Source organism: Martinezella sp. CNPSo 3795, assembly GCF_057784475.1.
This window is the reverse complement of the sequence record NZ_JBXSOQ010000004.1, coordinates 81,731-99,528: the sequence shown is the minus strand read 5'-3', so window position 1 is coordinate 99,528 and position 17,798 is coordinate 81,731. Positions and strand designations below refer to the sequence as shown.

Sequence of the window (17,798 nt, the reverse complement as noted above, 5' to 3'; positions counted from 1 at the left end):
CAGGTCCTATCCCTTCTTGACCAGGTTCTCCAGCTTCTTCACCGCCACGTCCGGATCCTCCTCATAAGCGATGGTTCCGGCAAAGCGGCCCTGCGAATCCAGCAGGAAGACGGAAGCGGTGTGATCCATCGTATAGTCGCCATTCGGTTGCTTATCGTCGACCGGCACTTTCTTGGCATAGACACGGAAGCCCTTGACCATATCCATCACCTTGGCGGGGTCTCCAGAAATTCCGGTGATGCGCTTCGATACGTTGGAGACATATTGGTCCATGATGGCGGGCGTATCGCGCTCGGGATCAACAGTCACGAAATAGGCATTGAGTTTGCTCCCGTCGGGATCCACTTTCTGCAGCCAGGCATTCAGCTCGAACAGCGTCGTCGGGCAGACATCGGGGCAATGGGTATAGCCGAAGAAAACAGCTGACGGCTTGCCGCGGAACGCCTGCTCGCTGATCGGCTGGCCGCTCTGCGAAACGAGGGTAAAGGGCACGCCATAAGGCCCAGATGACGTGACTTCCGGCGACTTGCCGCCGCCAAAGCTAAACCAGCCCAATAGTCCGGCCACGATCAATACGGCCACCCAAACTGCAATCCGCACGCTTCTCATGAATGCTATTCCTCACCGATACGGACAATTGCGCCGAAAGCACGGTGCAATCGACCTGCTAGCCGATGTAACGGCTCGAAGTGGAGGACGCAATTCAAGAAGATGTTCAGAGGAGGCCGAAATCGTCGCAGTATGTGGTTCCGGGGTTTTCCAAGCCTTGATCGCTCCATTTCGCCGCTCTTCTTGGGCCGGAGAAACAAAATCTGTTTTCATGTTAAACCAATCCTAACCAGTCCGCGCCAACATCTGCAGCAAAGGCCGAATTCGACCTCACTCGCCGCCCGAAAGCGCGGCAAACCTCTTTATTCCAGAAGGGCATGACGCCCGCCGGAACGCCAGGCGTATCTTTCGCCGAAGCACCGGACGCTGCCGCTGCCCAAGCCGCTCCAGCCGATCTCTCTCTTCAATCGCGAGCGTCGCTTGCGCGGCGATGCCAAACGGGAAGTTCTCGAATATGACGAACGCCATCAAGCAATCGGGCACCTATCTGGAAATCGTCTCCTTTCACCTTGGCGATCAGGAGTTCTGCATCGACATCATGGCCATCCGCGAAATCCGTGGCTGGGCTCCTGTGACGCCGATGCCGCATACGCCGCCTTACGTGCTCGGCCTCATCAACCTGCGCGGCGCCGTGATCCCGGTCATCGACATGGCCTGCCGCCTCGGCATGAAGATGACGGAACCTTCGGAGCGTTCCGCAATCATCGTCACGGATATTGCCGGCAAGCTGGTCGGCCTGCTGGTCGAACAGGTCTCGGATATGATGTCGATCAAAAGTGAAGATCTGCAGCCAGCTCCGGAAATCATCCCCGAAGCACAGCGCGCCTTTTGCCGCGGTATCGTGGCATTAGAAAAGACCATGGTCTGCTTCCTCAACCTCGATACGGTCATTGCGGATCAGTTGGCACAGGCAGCCTGATTTCAATAAGTTAGCTTACCCAAAGAAGATCGCCCTGGAGCCAAGCTCCAGGGCGATCGCTTTTTATACAACCGGTTTTGGCAGGGGTGTAGCCAATCACACGGTCTTGCAGGCCGTGAACAGGGGCGAGAGTCGCCTCTCTGTTCGCCTTCGAAATTGCATCAAAAAGGTGCAAACCGAAAGCAACTAGAAGGAATTCGACAACCCAAGAGTATGACTTTTTTTGGTATTATCTTTCTACGGGTTATTTTTGAGGTACGTCGATACCGTTATTTCGGCTTGCCATTCTTCCACGTAACCTGCTGGCCGAACAAGGGGATCGTCGAAATGGCCATCTTGGCAGAGCCATCCGTCAGCTGGCGCGAATGGATAAGATAGACGAGCGTGTCATTCTTCTTATCGTAAATGCGGGTGACAACCAGCTTCTTCCAGATGAGCGAAAGCCCGGCGCGAAATACCTCCTCACCGCTCTGAGACAGGTTGATATCACCGATCTCGATCGGACCGGTTTGACGGCAAGCGATGGAATTATTGGAAGGATCTTCGAACCAGTTGCCCTTGCGCAACCGGTCGATCACGCTGCGATCGAAATAGGTCACATGGCAAGTGATGCCCGAGACTTCGGGGTCCGGAACGGCATCGACCAGAATATCATTGCCCGTCCAGTCCACCCCGACCTTGCCGACAATTTCGGCGGAAGCGGAAATTGGGGTCACGGCCAGAAATGACGCGGCAATGGCGGCAAAGAGTTTGGGTGAACGCATCGATCATCCTCTAACAACAGCCGCCGGGAGCGAGAGCGGCTTGGCTAAGGTAAGATGGTCCGTGAGCGATGCAAGATGGGACGCCTATATCCGCGTGCAACGCTTCACGATCGATACGGCGGCGATCCACACAATGGACGCCGCCGCCAAAGCAACGGCGTCCGAACACATGCAGGCAGTGCGTCATCTCACTTCTGGTTGATTGCGACCGTTCCGGTTTCCAGCAGCGACTTGAGGTTGGACAGGATCTTCGGCCAGCCACCGGAGACCGCCTCGATAAGCTTGGAGTTTTCAACCTCGATCGTGTGGGCAACGGTCAGCTTCACCACACCGTCCGACGGCTCCAGCTCCATCACGCAGCGCGACCAGCCTTCGGCCTTCAGATCCGGGCGCCACTCGTTGCGCCAGTTGATCGCGAGCCGCCGAGGCGGATCGAACTCGGCAATCTCTCCCGCATCGGCAACCCGGCCATCCGGAAAGAGCATTTTCCACGGCGATCCAACCTTCCACTCGGTGTCGTGGACCATATCGAACCAATATTGCTTGATGAATTCCGGCCTGGTCAGCGCCGACCAGAGCTTTTCCGGCGTGGTGCGGATGAAGGTGACGTAGACGAATTTGCTTCCAGTCATGCCATTTCTCCTTGTTTGAATTTTATTGCTTCTTGAGCTCAGGGCCCACCCTCGCCTTCCAGCGCCTTTTTCAAGGCCGAAAGCGTATTCAGATGCCGCTGTTCGAACTTGTTGATCCAGCGTTCAGCGATGCCGTTGATCGGGACGGCGTTGATGAAATGCAGCTTCTCGCGTCCATGCTTCTCGGTGGAGATCAGATTGGCCTCCTCCAGAATGGCGAGATGCTTGGCAACCGCCTGGCGGCTCATGTTCAGATCCTCGCAGAGCGCGTTCAGAGTCTGTCCATTGCGCTCATGGAGCCTGTCGAGCAATTGCCGCCGGCTGGCATCCGCCAACGCCTTGAAGACTGCATCATCATCATCCACGGACATGAAACCATTTGGTTGCCTTTCTTTTGCTTATAGGCAACCAAATGGTTGCCTGTCAAGTAATATGTGAAACGAAATAACCCCATCGCGCCGCGGGGCGGCGGCGGTTTCATCTAGGGATTTATCCGGGGAGCGATTGACAACCTCCGCGTCGCGTCAGATCATCCGCCCATGATCGCAAACCGCACCATCGTGATGCACCTTCACACCACCTCTCCCTTTGCAGGGCGAGTGGAAGCCGTGTTGCGCTGAGCTGACCGCGATCCATCTCAACCCTGCCGAGGCGAGCAGGGTTGAAGCCTCCTTGCTCTCCTCGTCAATATCAAGGAGAGCCCATGTCTTTCGAAGAGCAAGAACCCGCCAAACGACGATCAGGCAAGGTCGGCCCGGTAACGGTCCGTGCAACCCGCCCATCCGATGCCGAGGCAATCGCAATCATCGCCAATCTTCCGGGTTTCCGCGCCGGCACGCTTCGCCTGCCGTTTCAAAGCGTCGAAGACACGCAGCGATGGCTGGACAAGCACGATCCCAGCGCCACACGCCTCGTCGCGGAGGTGGACGGAAAGGTCGTCGGCAATGCCGGCATGAACCGCCTTGCCGGCCGGCGGGCTCACAGCGCTAGCATTGGCATGGGCGTGCACGACGATTTCACCGGCTGCGGCGTCGGTTCCGCGCTGTTGGGCGCTCTCATCGATACCGCCGATAACTGGCTCGCCATCAAGCGTCTGGAATTGACCGTCTATGTCGACAATGCGCGGGCGATCGGCCTCTACGAGAAATTCGGGTTCGAAACCGAGGGGCGTCTACGTGCCTTCGGTTTCCGCAATGGCGAATACGTGGATGCGTTCACGATGGCGCGGCTGAGATTCTAAGCAATCACACGGCGGCGAATATGATTCCGCCGCCGACTATCATCAGCCGATCAAATCCAGCCACTCGTCCTCGGTCATGACCTGGACATTGAACTCGCGCGCTTTGTCGAGCTTGGAGCCGGCACCCGGTCCGGCCACGACGATATCGGTCTTCTTCGACACCGAGCCGGAAACCTTGGCTCCCAGGCTCTCAGCCTTCGCCTTGGCCTCGTCGCGGGTGAACTTTTCCAGCGAACCGGTAAAGACGACGGTCTTGCCGGCGACGGGACTGCCTGAGGTCACCGGCTGCTCCGCTTCTTGAGGCTGAACCTCCTCCAAAAGCTTCGCGATTACCTGCGTATTGCGCGGTTCCTTGTAGAATTCAACGATGGCTCGCGCCACCACCTCGCCGATGCCCTCGATATTGTTAAGATCGTTCCACGCGTCGCCGGCAAGCGGCGCGGCTTCCTTCATCGCTGTTTCGAAGGCTTCGTAGGTGCCGTAGGAGCGTGCCAGAAGCTTGGCCGTCGTCTCGCCGACGTGGCGGATGCCAAGCGCGAAGATAAAGCGATGCAGGGCGATCTGGCGCCGCTCGTTGATCGCGGCGTAAAGTTTGCCGACACTGACCTTGCCGAAACCTTCGATATTCTCAAGCTTCGTCAGTGACGCCTGCTGACGCTTTTCCAGGGTGAAGATGTCAGGCGCGGTCTTTATTTGCAGCGCCGGATCCTCGCTCTCGAAAAAGAAATCGATCTGCTTGGAGCCGAGGCCCTCGATATCGAAGGCGTTGCGCGAGACGAAATGCTTGAGATGTTCGGTCGCCTGCGCGCGGCAGATAAAGCCGCCGGTACAGCGGGTGACGGCATCGACCTTCCCGGTCTTCTCATTGATATCGCGCACCGCGTGGCTGCCGCAGACCGGACAGACTTTGGGGAACTCGTAAGGCGCGCTCGACGCCTCCCGCTTCTCGAGCACAACGTCGACGATCTGCGGGATGACATCGCCCGCCCGCTGTACGATTACCATGTCGCCGACGCGGATATCGCGGCCATCGCGGATCGGCTCGCCCTTGTTGCCGATGCCCTTGATGTAATCGGCATTGTGCAGAGTCGCATTGGTTACGACAACACCGCCAACCGTGATCGGCTCCAGTCGCGCAACCGGCGTCAGCGCACCAGTGCGGCCGACCTGGATGTCGATGCCGACCAGACGCGTGAAGGCCTGTTCCGCCGGGAATTTATGCGCAGTCGCCCAGCGCGGCGAGCGCGAGCGGAAACCAAGGCGGGCCTGCAATTCCAGGCTATCAACCTTATAGACGACACCGTCGATATCATAATCGAGATCCGGCCGCTGCAGGCCGATCTCCTCGTAGTGGCCGAGAATGTCGGCGACCGAACTCAGCCGCTCCATCAGCGGATTGACGGGAAAGCCCCAGGATTTGAAGGTCTGCACCATGCCGTATTGTGTGTCGGCCGGCATGTCGGACATCTCGCCCCAGGCATAGGCGAAGAATTTCAGCTTGCGGCTCGCCGTCACCTTCGCGTCGAGCTGACGCAGCGATCCGGCCGCCGTATTGCGGGGATTGACATAGGTCTGCTTGCCCTCGGCCTCCATCTGTGCATTGAGCGCCAGGAAATCGCTCTTGGCCATATAGACCTCACCCCGCACTTCGACGACGGAGGGAGCGCCTGCCGGCAAAGTCTGAGGGATTTCCTTGATGGTCCTGATATTGGCCGTAACATTCTCGCCTGTCGTACCATCGCCACGCGTCGCCGCACTGACCATCCGGCCATTCTCGTAACGGATCGACATTGAAAGGCCGTCGATCTTCGGCTCGGCAGTAAAGGCGATCGAATTATCCGGCAAGCGACCGAGGAAACGATAGACGCTGGCGACGAAATCCTCGACATCCTCCTGTGAGAACGTGTTGTCGAGCGAGAGCATCGGCCTTGCATGGACAACAGGAGCAAACGTCTCAGATGGCGGGGCGCCGACCCGTCGCGACGGGCTGTCGGCGCGAATCAATGCGGGAAACCGCGCCTCGATCGCGTCGTTGCGCCGCTTCAGCGCATCATACTCGGCATCCGAAATCTCCGGCGCATCCTTGCCATGATAAAGCGCGTCGTTGCGCGCGATCTCCGCAGCCAAATAGGCAAGCGCCGCGGCCGCTTCCTCCTCGGTCAAATCCTCGACGGGCTTCTGTTCGGTGCTCATGAATCTACACTCCCCGATTTCGAAGATGTTTTAGAGCACTTCCGCGAAAAGTGCGAAGCGGTTTTCAGCTCGGGGCACGTAAAAACAAAGGGAAAAATCTGCAATTCAATTGCCGGACCGATAAAGGTGGCGGCGCTGCTCACGACAACTTTACGCCGTGATCTGTCGTCCTTGGTGTTACAGATGCGGGAAGTATCAGCGTCCAGTTAGCCCCGATGGAATTCCCTATCCAATTCCTGGGGCAGCGGCTCTTCCGCGTCTATCGCAGAGGATTTAAGGTAGGCTATATTATGAGAACCACATCTCTGGAAGTGATTGGATCATTGGCAGAAATTCGAAATCACGCATGAAGCACCGTCTTACCGTTCTCTCTATTTTCCTCGTCGTTGCAGTCTTGATCATGAGCTCATTCGTCAGCCGCTCCGCTTTGGGGCTGGTCGTCAGAGCCTGTGAAATCAACTCCACCCTGACAGGGTCGCCATATCCGTGCCTCAAGATCGTCCAGTCGCAGGACCCTTTGTCTTCATACGTTGTTCTTCGTGAGCCTGCTGACAAGGAGCGCACCATCCTTGCACCGCTCGCCGATGTACCCGGCATCGAAGACCCACGCCTTCTGACCGCGGGTGCGCCGAACTATTTTGAGGAAGCGTGGAAAGAGCTATCGGCAATCGATCCGCGCTCAACGAAGGCTTCGAGACAGAATTTTGCTCTGGCGATAAACGCCGCCAGCTGGCGCACACAAGATCGGCTTCATATCCACATGGGGTGCGAGACGCCTCGCTTTCGCGCGCTCTTGAAAGCCCATGCGACGGAAATTGAAAGCGGCCGGTTTACGGACTTGAAGACCCGAGCTGGTTGGTGGGCAACTTTCCATACGGCCGATGACCTTTCGAATTTGAACCCGCTGCAGCTCGTCGCAGATGGCGTCGATGGCGCCCGTTCAAATATGGAAAATGTGGTCGTCGGCGTCTTTGGCGCTGCATTGCCCAACGGGCAGCATGGCTTCTATATTCTGGCAAGAATAAACGAGGCCCACAAATCCCGCGGCTCCGCGGAGGACATGATCGATCCCAAATGCCGGCTCTGATGCATGTCGCTCAGAAGTTCGTACGTCGGCGGAACTCATTCACAACCTACCGTCCGATTTCGTAAGATGACACGGCCAAGGCTGGCCGCCCAAGTCGTCAAAAGCGGATCAGGACCAGCGCTCGCAAAAGGCTTCGATGTCGCTTGATTGAAAATCGGCAAGCCGCTCCATGATGGTTTCGAAAGGCCAATCCCACCAGGCGATGGACGTCAGTCTTTCTGCGATGGTTCGAGTGAAGCGCTCTCGAATGAACTTGGCGGGAATACCACCGACGACAGTATATGGTTGAACATCTTTGCTGACGACCGCGCCTGCTGCAAGCACGGCGCCGTCTCCAACCTGTACGCCCGGCAAAACAATCACGCCATGACCAATCCAGACATCGTTGCCGATGACGGCGCGGTCTTCCTTTCGCCGATCGAAAAAGGCGTGGTCCCGCACGGCGCTCGCCGCGTAATATTCCGGACAATAGGTGAAACGATGCATGGATGGTCGGTCCATCGGATGATTGGGAGCGCCAATTCTGACCTCTGCCGCAATGGCGCAGAACTTTCCAATCGTTGCGTCACCGACAATGCAGCGCGGCCCCAAGTAAGAGAAATCTCCGAGTTCGGCAGTGTGCAGAGATGTGTCCGCCAAAATCTCACAGCATCTGCCGATGCTCGAATCCCTTATGTTCGCCGTCGGGTGGATGACGGTTTCTGCGATTTTTGGGCGATTGGGTTGTGTGGTTGAGTGCATTGACGGTCTCCGGATTCCGGGCCTGCCTAGCCGGGGACGATGAAGGATATATGACGCAAGACCGTCGAAAAACCGAAGCAAGATGCCGACGGCAGATGACGGGTTCAGGCGCGTTTCAGCGCTATAGTCGCTGAGCTTGCTGCTATGCCCGCTTCGGGCAAGTCGCCACCGGCATCTGCTCCGACAACATCACAGGAGAGATCACCCGTTACCGGCCAGCAAGCGCTTGGCAGCCGCCCTCGCCTCTTCGGTTACCGAAGCACCCGCGAGCATGCGGGCGATTTCCTCGGTGCGATCCTTCGGCTCCATGGTGGCGACGCGTGTGGAAATTTTTTCCGAGCCGTCCGCGACGGGTCCCTTGGAGATCAGGAGATGGGTTGCAGCGCGGGCAGCGACCTGCGGTGCATGGGTGACCGACAGCACCTGCACGCGATCGGACAGGCGCTTCAGCCGCTGGCCGATCGCATCCGCGACCGCGCCGCCGACACCAGTGTCGATTTCGTCGAACACGAGGGTCGGCGCAGAGCCGCGATCGGCAAGCGCAACCTTCAATGCCAGAAGGAAGCGCGACAGCTCGCCGCCAGAGGCGACCTTGGTGATCGGTCCCGGCCGCGTGCCAGGGTTGGTCTGCACATGAAATTCGACAACGTCGATACCCTCGGCTGTCCCAGCTTCTGGATCGCTTGATATCTCCACCATGAAACGCGCACGCTCGAGCTTCAAGGCCGGCAGTTCGGCCGTGACGGCTGCGGCCAGAGCCTCGCCGGCATGGTGACGTTTCTCCGACAGATTGCGTGCGGCGACATCATAATCCGCCTTGGCGGCGGAAAGCTCGGCAGCAAGGCGCGCCAGTCGCTCTTCGCCGGCGTCGAGATCGGCTAGATCCGAAATCATGCGTGCGGCCAGGGCTGGCAGTTCCGTTACCGGCACGGAATATTTGCGCGAGGCACCCCGCAACGCGAAGAGGCGCTCTTCGACACGCTCAAGTTCGCGCGGATCATATTCCGTTTTGCGGAGTGCTGCCTCCACTTCCATTTGCGCGTTGGACAGCTGATCGAGAGCGGCATCCAGCAGCGCCACGGTATCTTCAAGCAAGCCCGGCGCTTCGTGGCTCTTGCGCTCCAATCGGCGCACCAGCGATGCGATATGCGGCACGGGCGATGCGTTGCCATTGAGGAATTCGGAAGCCTCGGCGATATCGCCGGCGATGCGCTCGGCTTTCATCATCCGCGAGCGCTTCTCAGCCAGCTCATCCTCCTCGCCATCCTGCGGCGAGAGCTTCTCCAGCTCCTCGACGGAGGCGCGAAGATAGTCCGCTTCACGCGCTGCCTTCTCGACCTGCTCGCGATGCTTCTTCAAGGTGCGCTCGGTATCGCGCCAGATTTTGTGCAGCCTGCCGACCTCCTGCGTCTCTTCGGCGAGGCCGGCAAAGGCATCCAGCAAGGTGCGGTGCGCGTCGGTATCGATGAGCGCTCGGTCATCATGCTGACCGTGAATTTCGACGAGAAGCTGGCCGATCTGGCGCATGAGCTGCACGCTGAGCGCCTGGTCGTTGACAAAGGCCTTGGTGCGGCCATCGGCGGACTGCACACGGCGGAAAATCAGATCGCCGTCATCGTCGATGCCATTTTCGCGCAGGAGCTTGCGGGCCGGATGCTGTGTACCGACATCGAAAACCGCAGTCACCTGGCCGCGATCCTCGCCATGGCGCACGAGCCCGCCATCGCCGCGCCCGCCAAGGGCCAGCGACAGACTGTCAAGCAGGATGGATTTGCCCGCACCCGTCTCGCCGGTCAGCACCGAAAGTCCGGACTCGAAGGCAAGATCCAGCCGCTCGATCAAAACGATATCGCGGATCGAAAGCTGGATCAGCATCTGCGCTCAATCTCACGTCCCAAGAAGAAGTTTCTTGCCCGCTCTGGAAATCCAGGAGCCCGAATTTTCGCTCGGCTCCACGCCACCCTTCTGCAGCAGCTGATAGGAATCCTTGTACCAGCGGCTGTCCGGATAGTTGTGGCCGAGAACGGCAGCTGCCGTTTGCGCTTCGGGTACGATACCCATCGCATAATAAGCTTCGACGAGTCGCGCCAGGGCTTCTTCGATCTGGTTCGTCGTCGGATACTGCTCCACCACCACGCGGAAGCGGGAGATGGCAGCCAGATAATCCTTGCGCTCCAGATAATAACGGCCGATCTGCATTTCCTTGCCGGCGAGCTGGTCGCGGGCAAAGCGGATCTTTTCCTGAGCGTCGCTGACATATTGCGACTTCGGATAGGTATTGACGAGCTTGGTCATCGCCTCGATCGTCTGCTGTGCTGCACGCTGGTCCTGCGTCACGTCGACGATCTGTTTGGCATAGGACGAACCGACCAGATATTGCACATAGTCGGCATCTTCCGAGCCCGGATATTGCTTGAGATAGGTATTGCCGGTCTGTACCGCCTCATCATAACGGCCCGTGCGATACTTCACGAAGGTGCTCATCACCAATGCCTTGCGTGCCCATTCGGAGAAGGGCTGCTGCTGGTTGATGGCATCGAACTTCTTGCCGGCTTCCGTCATGTTGCCGGCCTTGATGTTGGCAAGGCCCTGATTGTAGAGCATCTCCGGTGGATCGGTCTCGACACCGAGCTTGGTGATGTCGATATCCTTTTTCGTATTACACCCCGTCACCACCGCACCGGTACCGGCCAGAAGGAGCGATACGAGCAAAGCCCGTGCTGTGATATTCATGCGTTCAGACCTTGCAAAACCCATCGGATGACTGTCCCATAGCCGTCGTTGCGGAGACGGCGTTCTCTCGCTGGCGTTTCTAGCCGCAAAAACACCATCAGGGCAACGCATTGATGGTGCATTAACGCATTTTTGTGGCAAAGACCGCATATCCGCAGCCTTTAATCACTGTTTTGACAGGGATTTCTCATATCGGCCCGCACCATCCTGCCGCCGCTTCGCGACCGAAGACAAACCCGATGAGTCGTCCGTCAAAAAAAGAGCCGCCCTTCATCAGAGCGGCAGCTTTGTCTCATTTCGATCCCGAAAAAATCACGCCGACCAAGGAGCGAATTCAGGCGCGTTGACCGCAATGAACTCGCGGCCGTGACCGCGCTGGCGAGGTGCCGAGGTTTCGACGACCTCGTAAGCCGAAGCGTCGCTGAGCAATGCCTTCAGGGCATTCGCATTCATGCGATGGCCGCCGCGATAGGAGCGATAGCAACCAATGAATTGTGCACCGGCGAGAGCCAGATCGCCAACGGCATCGAGCGTCTTGTGGCGGACGAACTCGTCCTTGGGATAACGCAGGCCTTCGACGTTGATGACGGTATTGTCGTCCGAAATGACGACCGAATTCTCCAGCGACGAACCCAGCGCATGGCCCGAAGCCCAGAGGGGCTCGACATCACGCATGAAGCCGAAGGTACGCGCGCGCGACAGTTCCGTCTTGAAGGTCTCAGCGGTCAGATCGCCTTCCCACTTCTGACGGCCGATCAGCGGGCATTCAAAGTCGATCTCGACTTCGAAGCGCGTGCCATCATAGGGGCGGAACTCGCACCAGGAACCGCCAGCTTCGATCCGCACCGGCTTGATAACGCGGATATAGCGGCGCTTGACACCGAGCGAAACAACACCCGCCTGCTCGATCGCCTCGATGAAGGGATAGGAGCTGCCGTCCATGATCGGCATTTCCGCACCGGACACCTCGACGACGACGTTATCGAGGCCGATCGCGTAGATCGCAGCCATGACGTGCTCGACCGTCGCGACAGAGCGCGCCGGAGAAAAGCCGAGAACCGTGCAGAGATCCGTGTTGCCGACCTGCGAGGAAACGGCGCGCAGTTCGGTCACATCGCCATTATCGTGCGGACGCTGAAAAACGACACCGGTGCCGGCTTCGGCGGGGTAGAAGGTGATCGACACATTGGCACCGGAATGAACGCCAATACCGGAAAGTGTCACAGGGTTTGCAATGGTGGTCTGAAAACCAAGCAATCCAATTGCCATGTAATTCTGCCTTCGTCTATCTGATCCAGGCCGGGCGGTCATCTTCGGACGCTTACCCTTATCGCCGGTTCAGTCTGTTAACTATGCCACGCACCTCACATACATTCGTCTCCGAATGTGATTCAGCGGGCTTGCTTGATATCTACATACGCGCCAGGGCATCGCATTCCAAATCACTGTTTCTTTCGTTTTGTTACGAAAGCAGCCAATTGAATTCGTTGGATAATTTTAAATAAGACAATGGTTATAAAATAAGAAAATCCGGAGCCTTTCGGCCCCGGATTTCTCCAATATGGTTAGCAACCTATTAAAGGGCTGCCTGTTGCGGGTCAGTTCGACTGGCGGCGCAGGAAGGCCGGAATCTCGAGCTGATCGTCCTCATGGTTTGCCATGCGTGCCTGCGGAGCCTGGCGGCCGTGATCGTCGAGATTGCCACGGCGCGGAGCATAGAGGCTCGCTTCCGGCGACGGCGCACGACGCTGCTGCGGAGCGGCGTTGTTCGTCGGAGCCATCATGTCGTCGAAAGCCGGATCTTCTTCGCGGCGGCCGAGCGAATTGGTGATTCGCTTCAGAAGACCCATTGGGCCACGCTCTTCGGTCGCCTGGGCGGCTGCCGGCTGGGCGCGGTGTTCCATCTCGGCCTTAACGACCGGTGGGAAATCCTCGACCTTCGGCATGCGGACCTGCTCAGGAGCCTGACGGATGACCGGCTGCTGATGCATGACCGGCGCCTGCTGCTGAGGCTGAACCGGAGCTTGACGGACCGGCTGGGCTTCCGGGGCTGCTGCGAAGATGCGGCTCTGCGGACGGAAGTTATCTTCCGGCGCAGCGGCCTGCTGCATAACCGGCTGCTGCGGCACCTGAGTCTGCCGGCTCATCTGGAATTCCAGTTCGCGCTCCAGATCGGCCTCTGCTGCACGAATGGTCTGGGCGACCGGATCCACGGTACGAGGAGCCGGAGCGGCAGCCTGTGCGGTTTGGGCCTGCGAGACGTGGGCAGGCTGAACTGCGGCCGCTGCCGGAGCGGCGGCCGCGGAAGGACGCATAGCAGGCTTTGCGGCGGGGCGGAATTCCATGCCCCTGTCGGAAGCCTCGTTCATCGCGCGGTCGATGCCCGTTGCGACGACGGAAACGCGAATGATGCCCTCAAGCGATTCGTCGAAGGTGGCGCCGAGGATGATATTGGCGTCGGGATCGACTTCTTCGCGGATGCGGGTTGCAGCTTCGTCGACTTCGAACAGGGTCAGGTCACGGCCGCCGGTGATCGAGATCAGCAGGCCCTGTGCGCCCTTCATCGAGGTTTCGTCGAGCAGCGGGTTGGCAATGGCAGCTTCAGCAGCCTGCATTGCACGGCCCTGGCCGGAAGCCTCGCCGGTACCCATCATCGCGCGGCCCATTTCGCGCATGACCGAACGCACGTCGGCGAAGTCGAGGTTGATGAGACCTTCCTTCACCATCAAGTCGGTGATGCAGGCAACGCCCGAATAGAGAACCTGGTCGGCCATCGAGAACGCGTCGGCGAAAGTCGTCTTGTCGTTGGCGATGCGGAACAGATTCTGGTTCGGAATGACGATCAGGGTGTCGACCGACTTCTGCAGTTCCTGGATGCCCATCTCGGCGAGACGCATACGGCGGCCGCCTTCGAAGTGGAACGGCTTGGTAACGACGCCGACGGTCAGGATGCCCTTATTGCGAGCGGCCTGCGCGACGACCGGAGCGGCACCCGTACCCGTACCACCGCCCATGCCGGCGGTGACGAAGCACATATGCGTACCGTTCAGATGATCGATGATTTCATCGATGCACTCTTCGGCAGCTGCACGGCCAACTTCCGGCTGCGAGCCGGCGCCGAGACCTTCCGTGACGTTGACGCCGAGCTGGATGATCCGCTCTGCCTTCGTCATGGTCAGCGCCTGGGCATCCGTGTTGGCGACGACGAAATCGACGCCCTGCAGGCCTGCCGTGATCATGTTGTTGACGGCATTGCCGCCACCGCCACCAACACCGAACACGGTGATTCGCGGCTTAAGCTCGGTGATATCTGGCTTATGCAGCTTGATAGTCATTGTACCCGTTCCTTCTCTTTATGGCCGCATCGCCACGCCGGCCAATTCACTCGATTTCACTTGCCTGACGCTTGCCCCGGACTGATTTCCGGGATCAGGCACTCAAAAACTCTCTTTCAGCCATTGGCCAACGCGGCCGATCCGGCTGTTGTTACCTCCAAACGACGAGAGCAGACCGCTGCTCGGCGCATGTGTTTCCATGTCTGCGACCTGCGGATAGATCATCAGTCCCACAGCGGTCGAAAAAGCCGGCCCCTTGGCTGCCGTCGGCAAACCAGACACGCCCATCGGACGACCGATGCGGACATTGCGGGCAAGTACCCGGCGCGCCACATCGGGCAGACCGGTCAGCTGGCTGGCACCGCCGGTCAGGACGACGCGCTTGCCGACGATCGGGCTGAAGCCCGAACGCTGGATGCGATCGCGAATGAGCTCGAGAGTTTCCTCGATGCGAGCCTTGACGATGCGCGACACGAGCGCCTTCGGCACCTGTGTCGGCTGGTCACGCTCGTCTTCGCCGATCGGCGGGATGGAAATCAGTTCGCGCTCTTCCGAAGAATTCGCGAGAGCGGAAGCATGAACGACCTTCAGCCGCTCCGCATCCTCGATGCGGGTGGAAAGGCCGCGTGCAAGATCGGTGGTGACATGATGGCCGCCAAGGCTGACGGCATCGGTATGCACCAGCTTTCCCTCGGCAAAGACCGAAATCGTCGTCGTGCCGCCGCCCATGTCGATCGCAGCGCAGCCAAGCTCGACTTCATCGTCAACGAGGGCTGCAAGGCCGCTGGCATAAGGTGTCGCCACCATGCCTTCGACCGAGAGATGCGCACGGTTGATGCAGAGCTCGAGGTTGCGAAGCGCCGCGCGCTCGGCCGTCACCACATGCATGTCGACACCAAGAGCGTCGCCGAACATGGCCAGCGGATCGCGAATGCCGCGCTCGCCATCAAGGGAGTAGCCCGTCGCCAGCGAGTGCAGCACGGCACGCTCCTGACGGATCGACTGCTGGCAGGCTGCGGCCAGAACCTTCTTGAGATCGTTGGCCTCGACTTCCTGACCACCGAGATCGATGGTCGCGGTGTAAATATCGCTGCCGAGACGACCGGCCGAAACGTTGACGATTAGGCTATCGACGGTCAGGCCCGCCATACGCTCGGCGGCATCGACCGCAAGCCGGACAACTCCTTCCAGCGCATCGAGATCGGCGATCACGCCAGTCTTGATGCCGCGGGAACGCTGATGACCGATACCAATGATCTCTATGTTGTGGGTGCGATTCGGGAGAACTTGGCTCTCCTCGCGCGGCGTCAGACGACCGATCATGCAAACGACCTTCGTCGAGCCGATGTCAAGGACCGACACGATATGCGACCGCTTCGAAGACAAAGGCTTCAACCGAGGCAGGCCGAAATGGGACGAACCAAATAAGCTCATGTATCCTGACCTGCTTTCTTCAAAGCCTTGTTTCTTGCATCGACTGCGGCCTGGCGACGAATTGCGGCATCCGGAGTTAACTCAATGGCGGTACGATCATCGATACGGAGATCGACGGCAGCAATATCGCGCTGCAAAAGATTTTGCTCCTTGTCGAGCTTGGTCAGCCGCGCGAGCGCATCATCGATATTGTCTTCCGGCAATTTGATGATCACGCCGTTGTCCAGATAGAGATCCCAGCGACGACCGGCGACACGCACGAAAGCCTTCACATGGCTGCGAACATCGGGCCACTTGGCAAACTGGTCGTCGATGGAGGCGGCTGCGGTTTCGGCATCACGACCGACGAAGAGCGGTAGCTTTGCAAACTTGTTGTCGCGCAGCGGTGCAATCACGCTGCCGTCCTTCTGGATTAGAGAAAGCTCGGAACCGTGCTGCCAGATCGCATAGGCCTTACGCTCCTTGAGCTTCACCTCGACAGTCCGCGGATAGACCTTACGAACCTCGACATTCTGAACCCAGGGCAAGTTGGCAATCTTCTGGCGGGCGGCATCGGCATTAAGGGCAACGAGCGACGTCGTACCGTCGAGGCCGAGCAGCTGCAGGATCTCGATTTCCGAGGTCTCGTCATTGCCGGAGACCTTTACATCCTCGATCGCAAAACCAGCGGCAGAAGTCGTCGCTTCCGCGACCGCCTGGGTATGACCACCAACCGACATGCCATAAAGGCCGGTCGCAGCAAGAAGAACGAGGGTCGAAACAGTACCCGTATGAGCCGGAATATTGATGCGACCCGAACCGAGGCTGACCAGGAAACGAACAGTGCGGCGCAGCGGACGCGGCAGAACGAATGCGTCCTCAACCTCGTCGATGGCGAGCGGGACGCGATGACGGGACCGCCTCATATTTTTGACCGTCAGCGCAAACAAGACGCGTCCTCCACCATCCACCGGAGAAATTCACCAAAAGAGTAGCCGGCATGAGCGGCCATTTCAGGCACCAGGGAGGTAGGAGTCATGCCCGGCTGGGTATTGATCTCCAACCAGACAAGTTCGCCCTCTTCGGAAAAGCGATCGTCAAAACGGAAGTCAGATCGACTAACACCGCGGCAGCCGATAGCTTCATGCGCCCTTAACGATAATGTTTGTATCTTTTGGTAAAGATTCGGTGAAATTTCCGCCGGCAAGACATGTTTTGAGCCACCCTTGGCGTACTTGGCGTCATAATCATAGAAGCTGTGACCCAGCGGCACGATCTCAGTCACGCCGAGGACTTTGCCGTTCATGACGCCACAGGTCAGCTCGCGCCCGTAGATATAACGCTCGACCAGAACCTCATCGCCATAGCGCCATTCGGCAGAGGTAACGATCTGCGGCGGATGCGCCTGATCTTCCTTGACGATCACGACACCGAAGCTCGAGCCCTCGCGTACCGGCTTGACGACATAGGGCGGCTTCATCGGATGCTCGCCAACAATGGCGAAACGATCCATCACGATCGAGCTGGCAACCGGGATGCCCGCGGCAGCAGCCACCGTCTTCGCGCGTGACTTGTCCATCGCAAGAGCCGAGGCAAGCACGCCGGAATGTGTATAGGGAATTTGCAGATATTCCAGAATGCCCTGGATTGTACCGTCTTCGCCGAAAGGACCATGCAACGCATTGAAGACGACATCGGGCTTCAGCTCAGCCAAGCGGCTGGCGACATCATGATCAACATCGACCCGGGTAACCTGGAAGCCTTCTACTTCGAGGGCATCGGCGCATGCCTTCCCCGAGGAAAGGCTGACCGGCCTCTCCGAGGAAAATCCGCCCAAAAGGACAGCCACATGCTTGCCACCCATCAATACCCCCGACTTCACGGTCTCTACTTTGCGTTTGCAGGGCCTCGCCTAACCGCGATTCTCGCCCCGCTTTCAATAGGCCGATTAGAACGACATTAAGGTTAATGAAGCGTTTACTTTCGTTAACTTTCCCCCGACCTGGCGAGGGCCGCATGCTTCGAATCAAACCGACTTAAAGAATTCTGCCATTGGAATCATGGAGTTGCTACTTTTGAAATCACTACATTTAGATTTTTTTAAACAATAAGCCCCGCATCGAGCACTCGAT

General features: G+C 58.5%; 17 protein-coding genes. 4 read left to right on the top strand and 13 right to left on the bottom strand.

Annotated features, from left to right (window positions below; genetic code table 11):
• Positions 1-6: 6 nt before the first annotated feature.
• The gene (locus AC13QY_RS13840) at positions 7-609 is read right to left on the bottom strand and encodes an SCO family protein (RefSeq protein WP_113332923.1); all 603 of its coding nucleotides are present in this window, start codon (positions 607-609) and stop codon (positions 7-9) included.
• 454 nt (positions 610-1,063) lie between these two features.
• On the opposite strand from AC13QY_RS13840, the gene AC13QY_RS13835 reads away from it, so the two are divergent.
• The gene (locus AC13QY_RS13835) at positions 1,064-1,528 is read left to right on the top strand and encodes a chemotaxis protein CheW (RefSeq protein WP_069612836.1); all 465 of its coding nucleotides are present in this window, start codon (positions 1,064-1,066) and stop codon (positions 1,526-1,528) included.
• A gap of 269 nt (positions 1,529-1,797) precedes the next feature.
• On the opposite strand, the gene AC13QY_RS13830 is transcribed toward AC13QY_RS13835, so the two are convergent.
• The gene (locus AC13QY_RS13830) at positions 1,798-2,292 is read right to left on the bottom strand and encodes a CreA family protein (RefSeq protein WP_113332922.1); all 495 of its coding nucleotides are present in this window, start codon (positions 2,290-2,292) and stop codon (positions 1,798-1,800) included.
• A 61-nt stretch (positions 2,293-2,353) separates the two neighbouring features.
• On the opposite strand from AC13QY_RS13830, the gene AC13QY_RS13825 reads away from it, so the two are divergent.
• On the top strand, positions 2,354-2,494 hold the full coding sequence (locus tag AC13QY_RS13825; protein WP_162748794.1) for a hypothetical protein: 141 nt from the start codon (positions 2,354-2,356) through the stop codon (positions 2,492-2,494).
• Here the strand turns inward: AC13QY_RS13825 and AC13QY_RS13820 are convergent.
• Together AC13QY_RS13820 and AC13QY_RS13815 are read right to left on the bottom strand one after the other, a co-directional pair.
• Positions 2,481-2,924 carry an SRPBCC family protein gene (locus AC13QY_RS13820; RefSeq protein WP_113351975.1) on the bottom strand — a complete coding sequence of 148 codons (444 nt, stop codon included), beginning with the start codon at positions 2,922-2,924 and terminating at the stop codon, positions 2,481-2,483. The two genes, AC13QY_RS13825 and AC13QY_RS13820, sit on opposite strands and share 14 nt — an antisense overlap.
• Positions 2,925-2,962: 38 nt before the next feature.
• The gene (locus tag AC13QY_RS13815) at positions 2,963-3,295 is read right to left on the bottom strand and encodes an ArsR/SmtB family transcription factor (RefSeq protein WP_113351974.1); all 333 of its coding nucleotides are present in this window, start codon (positions 3,293-3,295) and stop codon (positions 2,963-2,965) included.
• A 332-nt stretch (positions 3,296-3,627) separates the two neighbouring features.
• Between AC13QY_RS13815 and AC13QY_RS13810 the strand changes: the two genes are divergently transcribed.
• Positions 3,628-4,164, top strand: coding sequence for a GNAT family N-acetyltransferase (locus AC13QY_RS13810; RefSeq protein WP_113332920.1), 537 nt, complete (start codon positions 3,628-3,630; stop codon positions 4,162-4,164).
• A 42-nt stretch (positions 4,165-4,206) separates the two neighbouring features.
• On the opposite strand, the gene ligA is transcribed toward AC13QY_RS13810, so the two are convergent.
• Positions 4,207-6,357, bottom strand: a complete 2,151-nt coding sequence (ligA, locus tag AC13QY_RS13805) for an NAD-dependent DNA ligase LigA (protein ID WP_113351972.1) — start codon at positions 6,355-6,357, stop codon at positions 4,207-4,209.
• Positions 6,358-6,784: 427 nt separating this feature from the next.
• On the opposite strand from ligA, the gene AC13QY_RS13800 reads away from it, so the two are divergent.
• Positions 6,785-7,444 carry a CDP-diacylglycerol diphosphatase gene (locus tag AC13QY_RS13800; RefSeq protein ID WP_246661088.1) on the top strand — a complete coding sequence of 220 codons (660 nt, stop codon included), beginning with the start codon at positions 6,785-6,787 and terminating at the stop codon, positions 7,442-7,444.
• Between the two features lie 108 nt (positions 7,445-7,552).
• Here AC13QY_RS13800 and AC13QY_RS13795 read toward each other — a convergent pair whose 3' ends face one another.
• From AC13QY_RS13795 to AC13QY_RS13760, 8 genes are all read right to left on the bottom strand, one after another.
• Positions 7,553-8,185, bottom strand: a complete 633-nt coding sequence (locus AC13QY_RS13795) for a DapH/DapD/GlmU-related protein (protein WP_113351970.1) — start codon at positions 8,183-8,185, stop codon at positions 7,553-7,555.
• 201 nt (positions 8,186-8,386) lie between these two features.
• Entirely contained in the window at positions 8,387-10,060 is a 1,674-nt protein-coding gene (gene recN / locus AC13QY_RS13790; RefSeq protein ID WP_152096108.1) for a DNA repair protein RecN, read from the bottom strand.
• 12 nt (positions 10,061-10,072) lie between these two features.
• Positions 10,073-10,942, bottom strand: a complete 870-nt coding sequence (locus AC13QY_RS13785) for an outer membrane protein assembly factor BamD (RefSeq protein WP_173002438.1) — start codon at positions 10,940-10,942, stop codon at positions 10,073-10,075.
• 288 nt (positions 10,943-11,230) lie between these two features.
• Positions 11,231-12,187, bottom strand: coding sequence for a UDP-3-O-acyl-N-acetylglucosamine deacetylase (gene lpxC / locus AC13QY_RS13780; protein WP_488493601.1), 957 nt, complete (start codon positions 12,185-12,187; stop codon positions 11,231-11,233).
• 329 nt (positions 12,188-12,516) lie between these two features.
• Positions 12,517-14,253: a cell division protein FtsZ gene (gene ftsZ, locus AC13QY_RS13775; RefSeq protein ID WP_113351968.1), complete on the bottom strand. Its 1,737-nt coding sequence runs from the start codon at positions 14,251-14,253 to the stop codon at positions 12,517-12,519.
• Positions 14,254-14,355: 102 nt separating this feature from the next.
• Entirely contained in the window at positions 14,356-15,687 is a 1,332-nt protein-coding gene (gene ftsA, locus AC13QY_RS13770) for a cell division protein FtsA (protein WP_069612528.1), read from the bottom strand.
• A complete protein-coding gene (locus AC13QY_RS13765) occupies positions 15,684-16,616 on the bottom strand; it encodes a cell division protein FtsQ/DivIB (RefSeq protein WP_069612529.1) in 933 nt (310 codons plus the stop codon). Before AC13QY_RS13765 ends, ftsA begins: the two co-directional genes overlap by 4 nt.
• Positions 16,604-17,530 carry a D-alanine--D-alanine ligase gene (locus AC13QY_RS13760; RefSeq protein ID WP_113351967.1) on the bottom strand — a complete coding sequence of 309 codons (927 nt, stop codon included), beginning with the start codon at positions 17,528-17,530 and terminating at the stop codon, positions 16,604-16,606. Before AC13QY_RS13760 ends, AC13QY_RS13765 begins: the two co-directional genes overlap by 13 nt.
• Positions 17,531-17,798 lie beyond the last annotated feature (268 nt).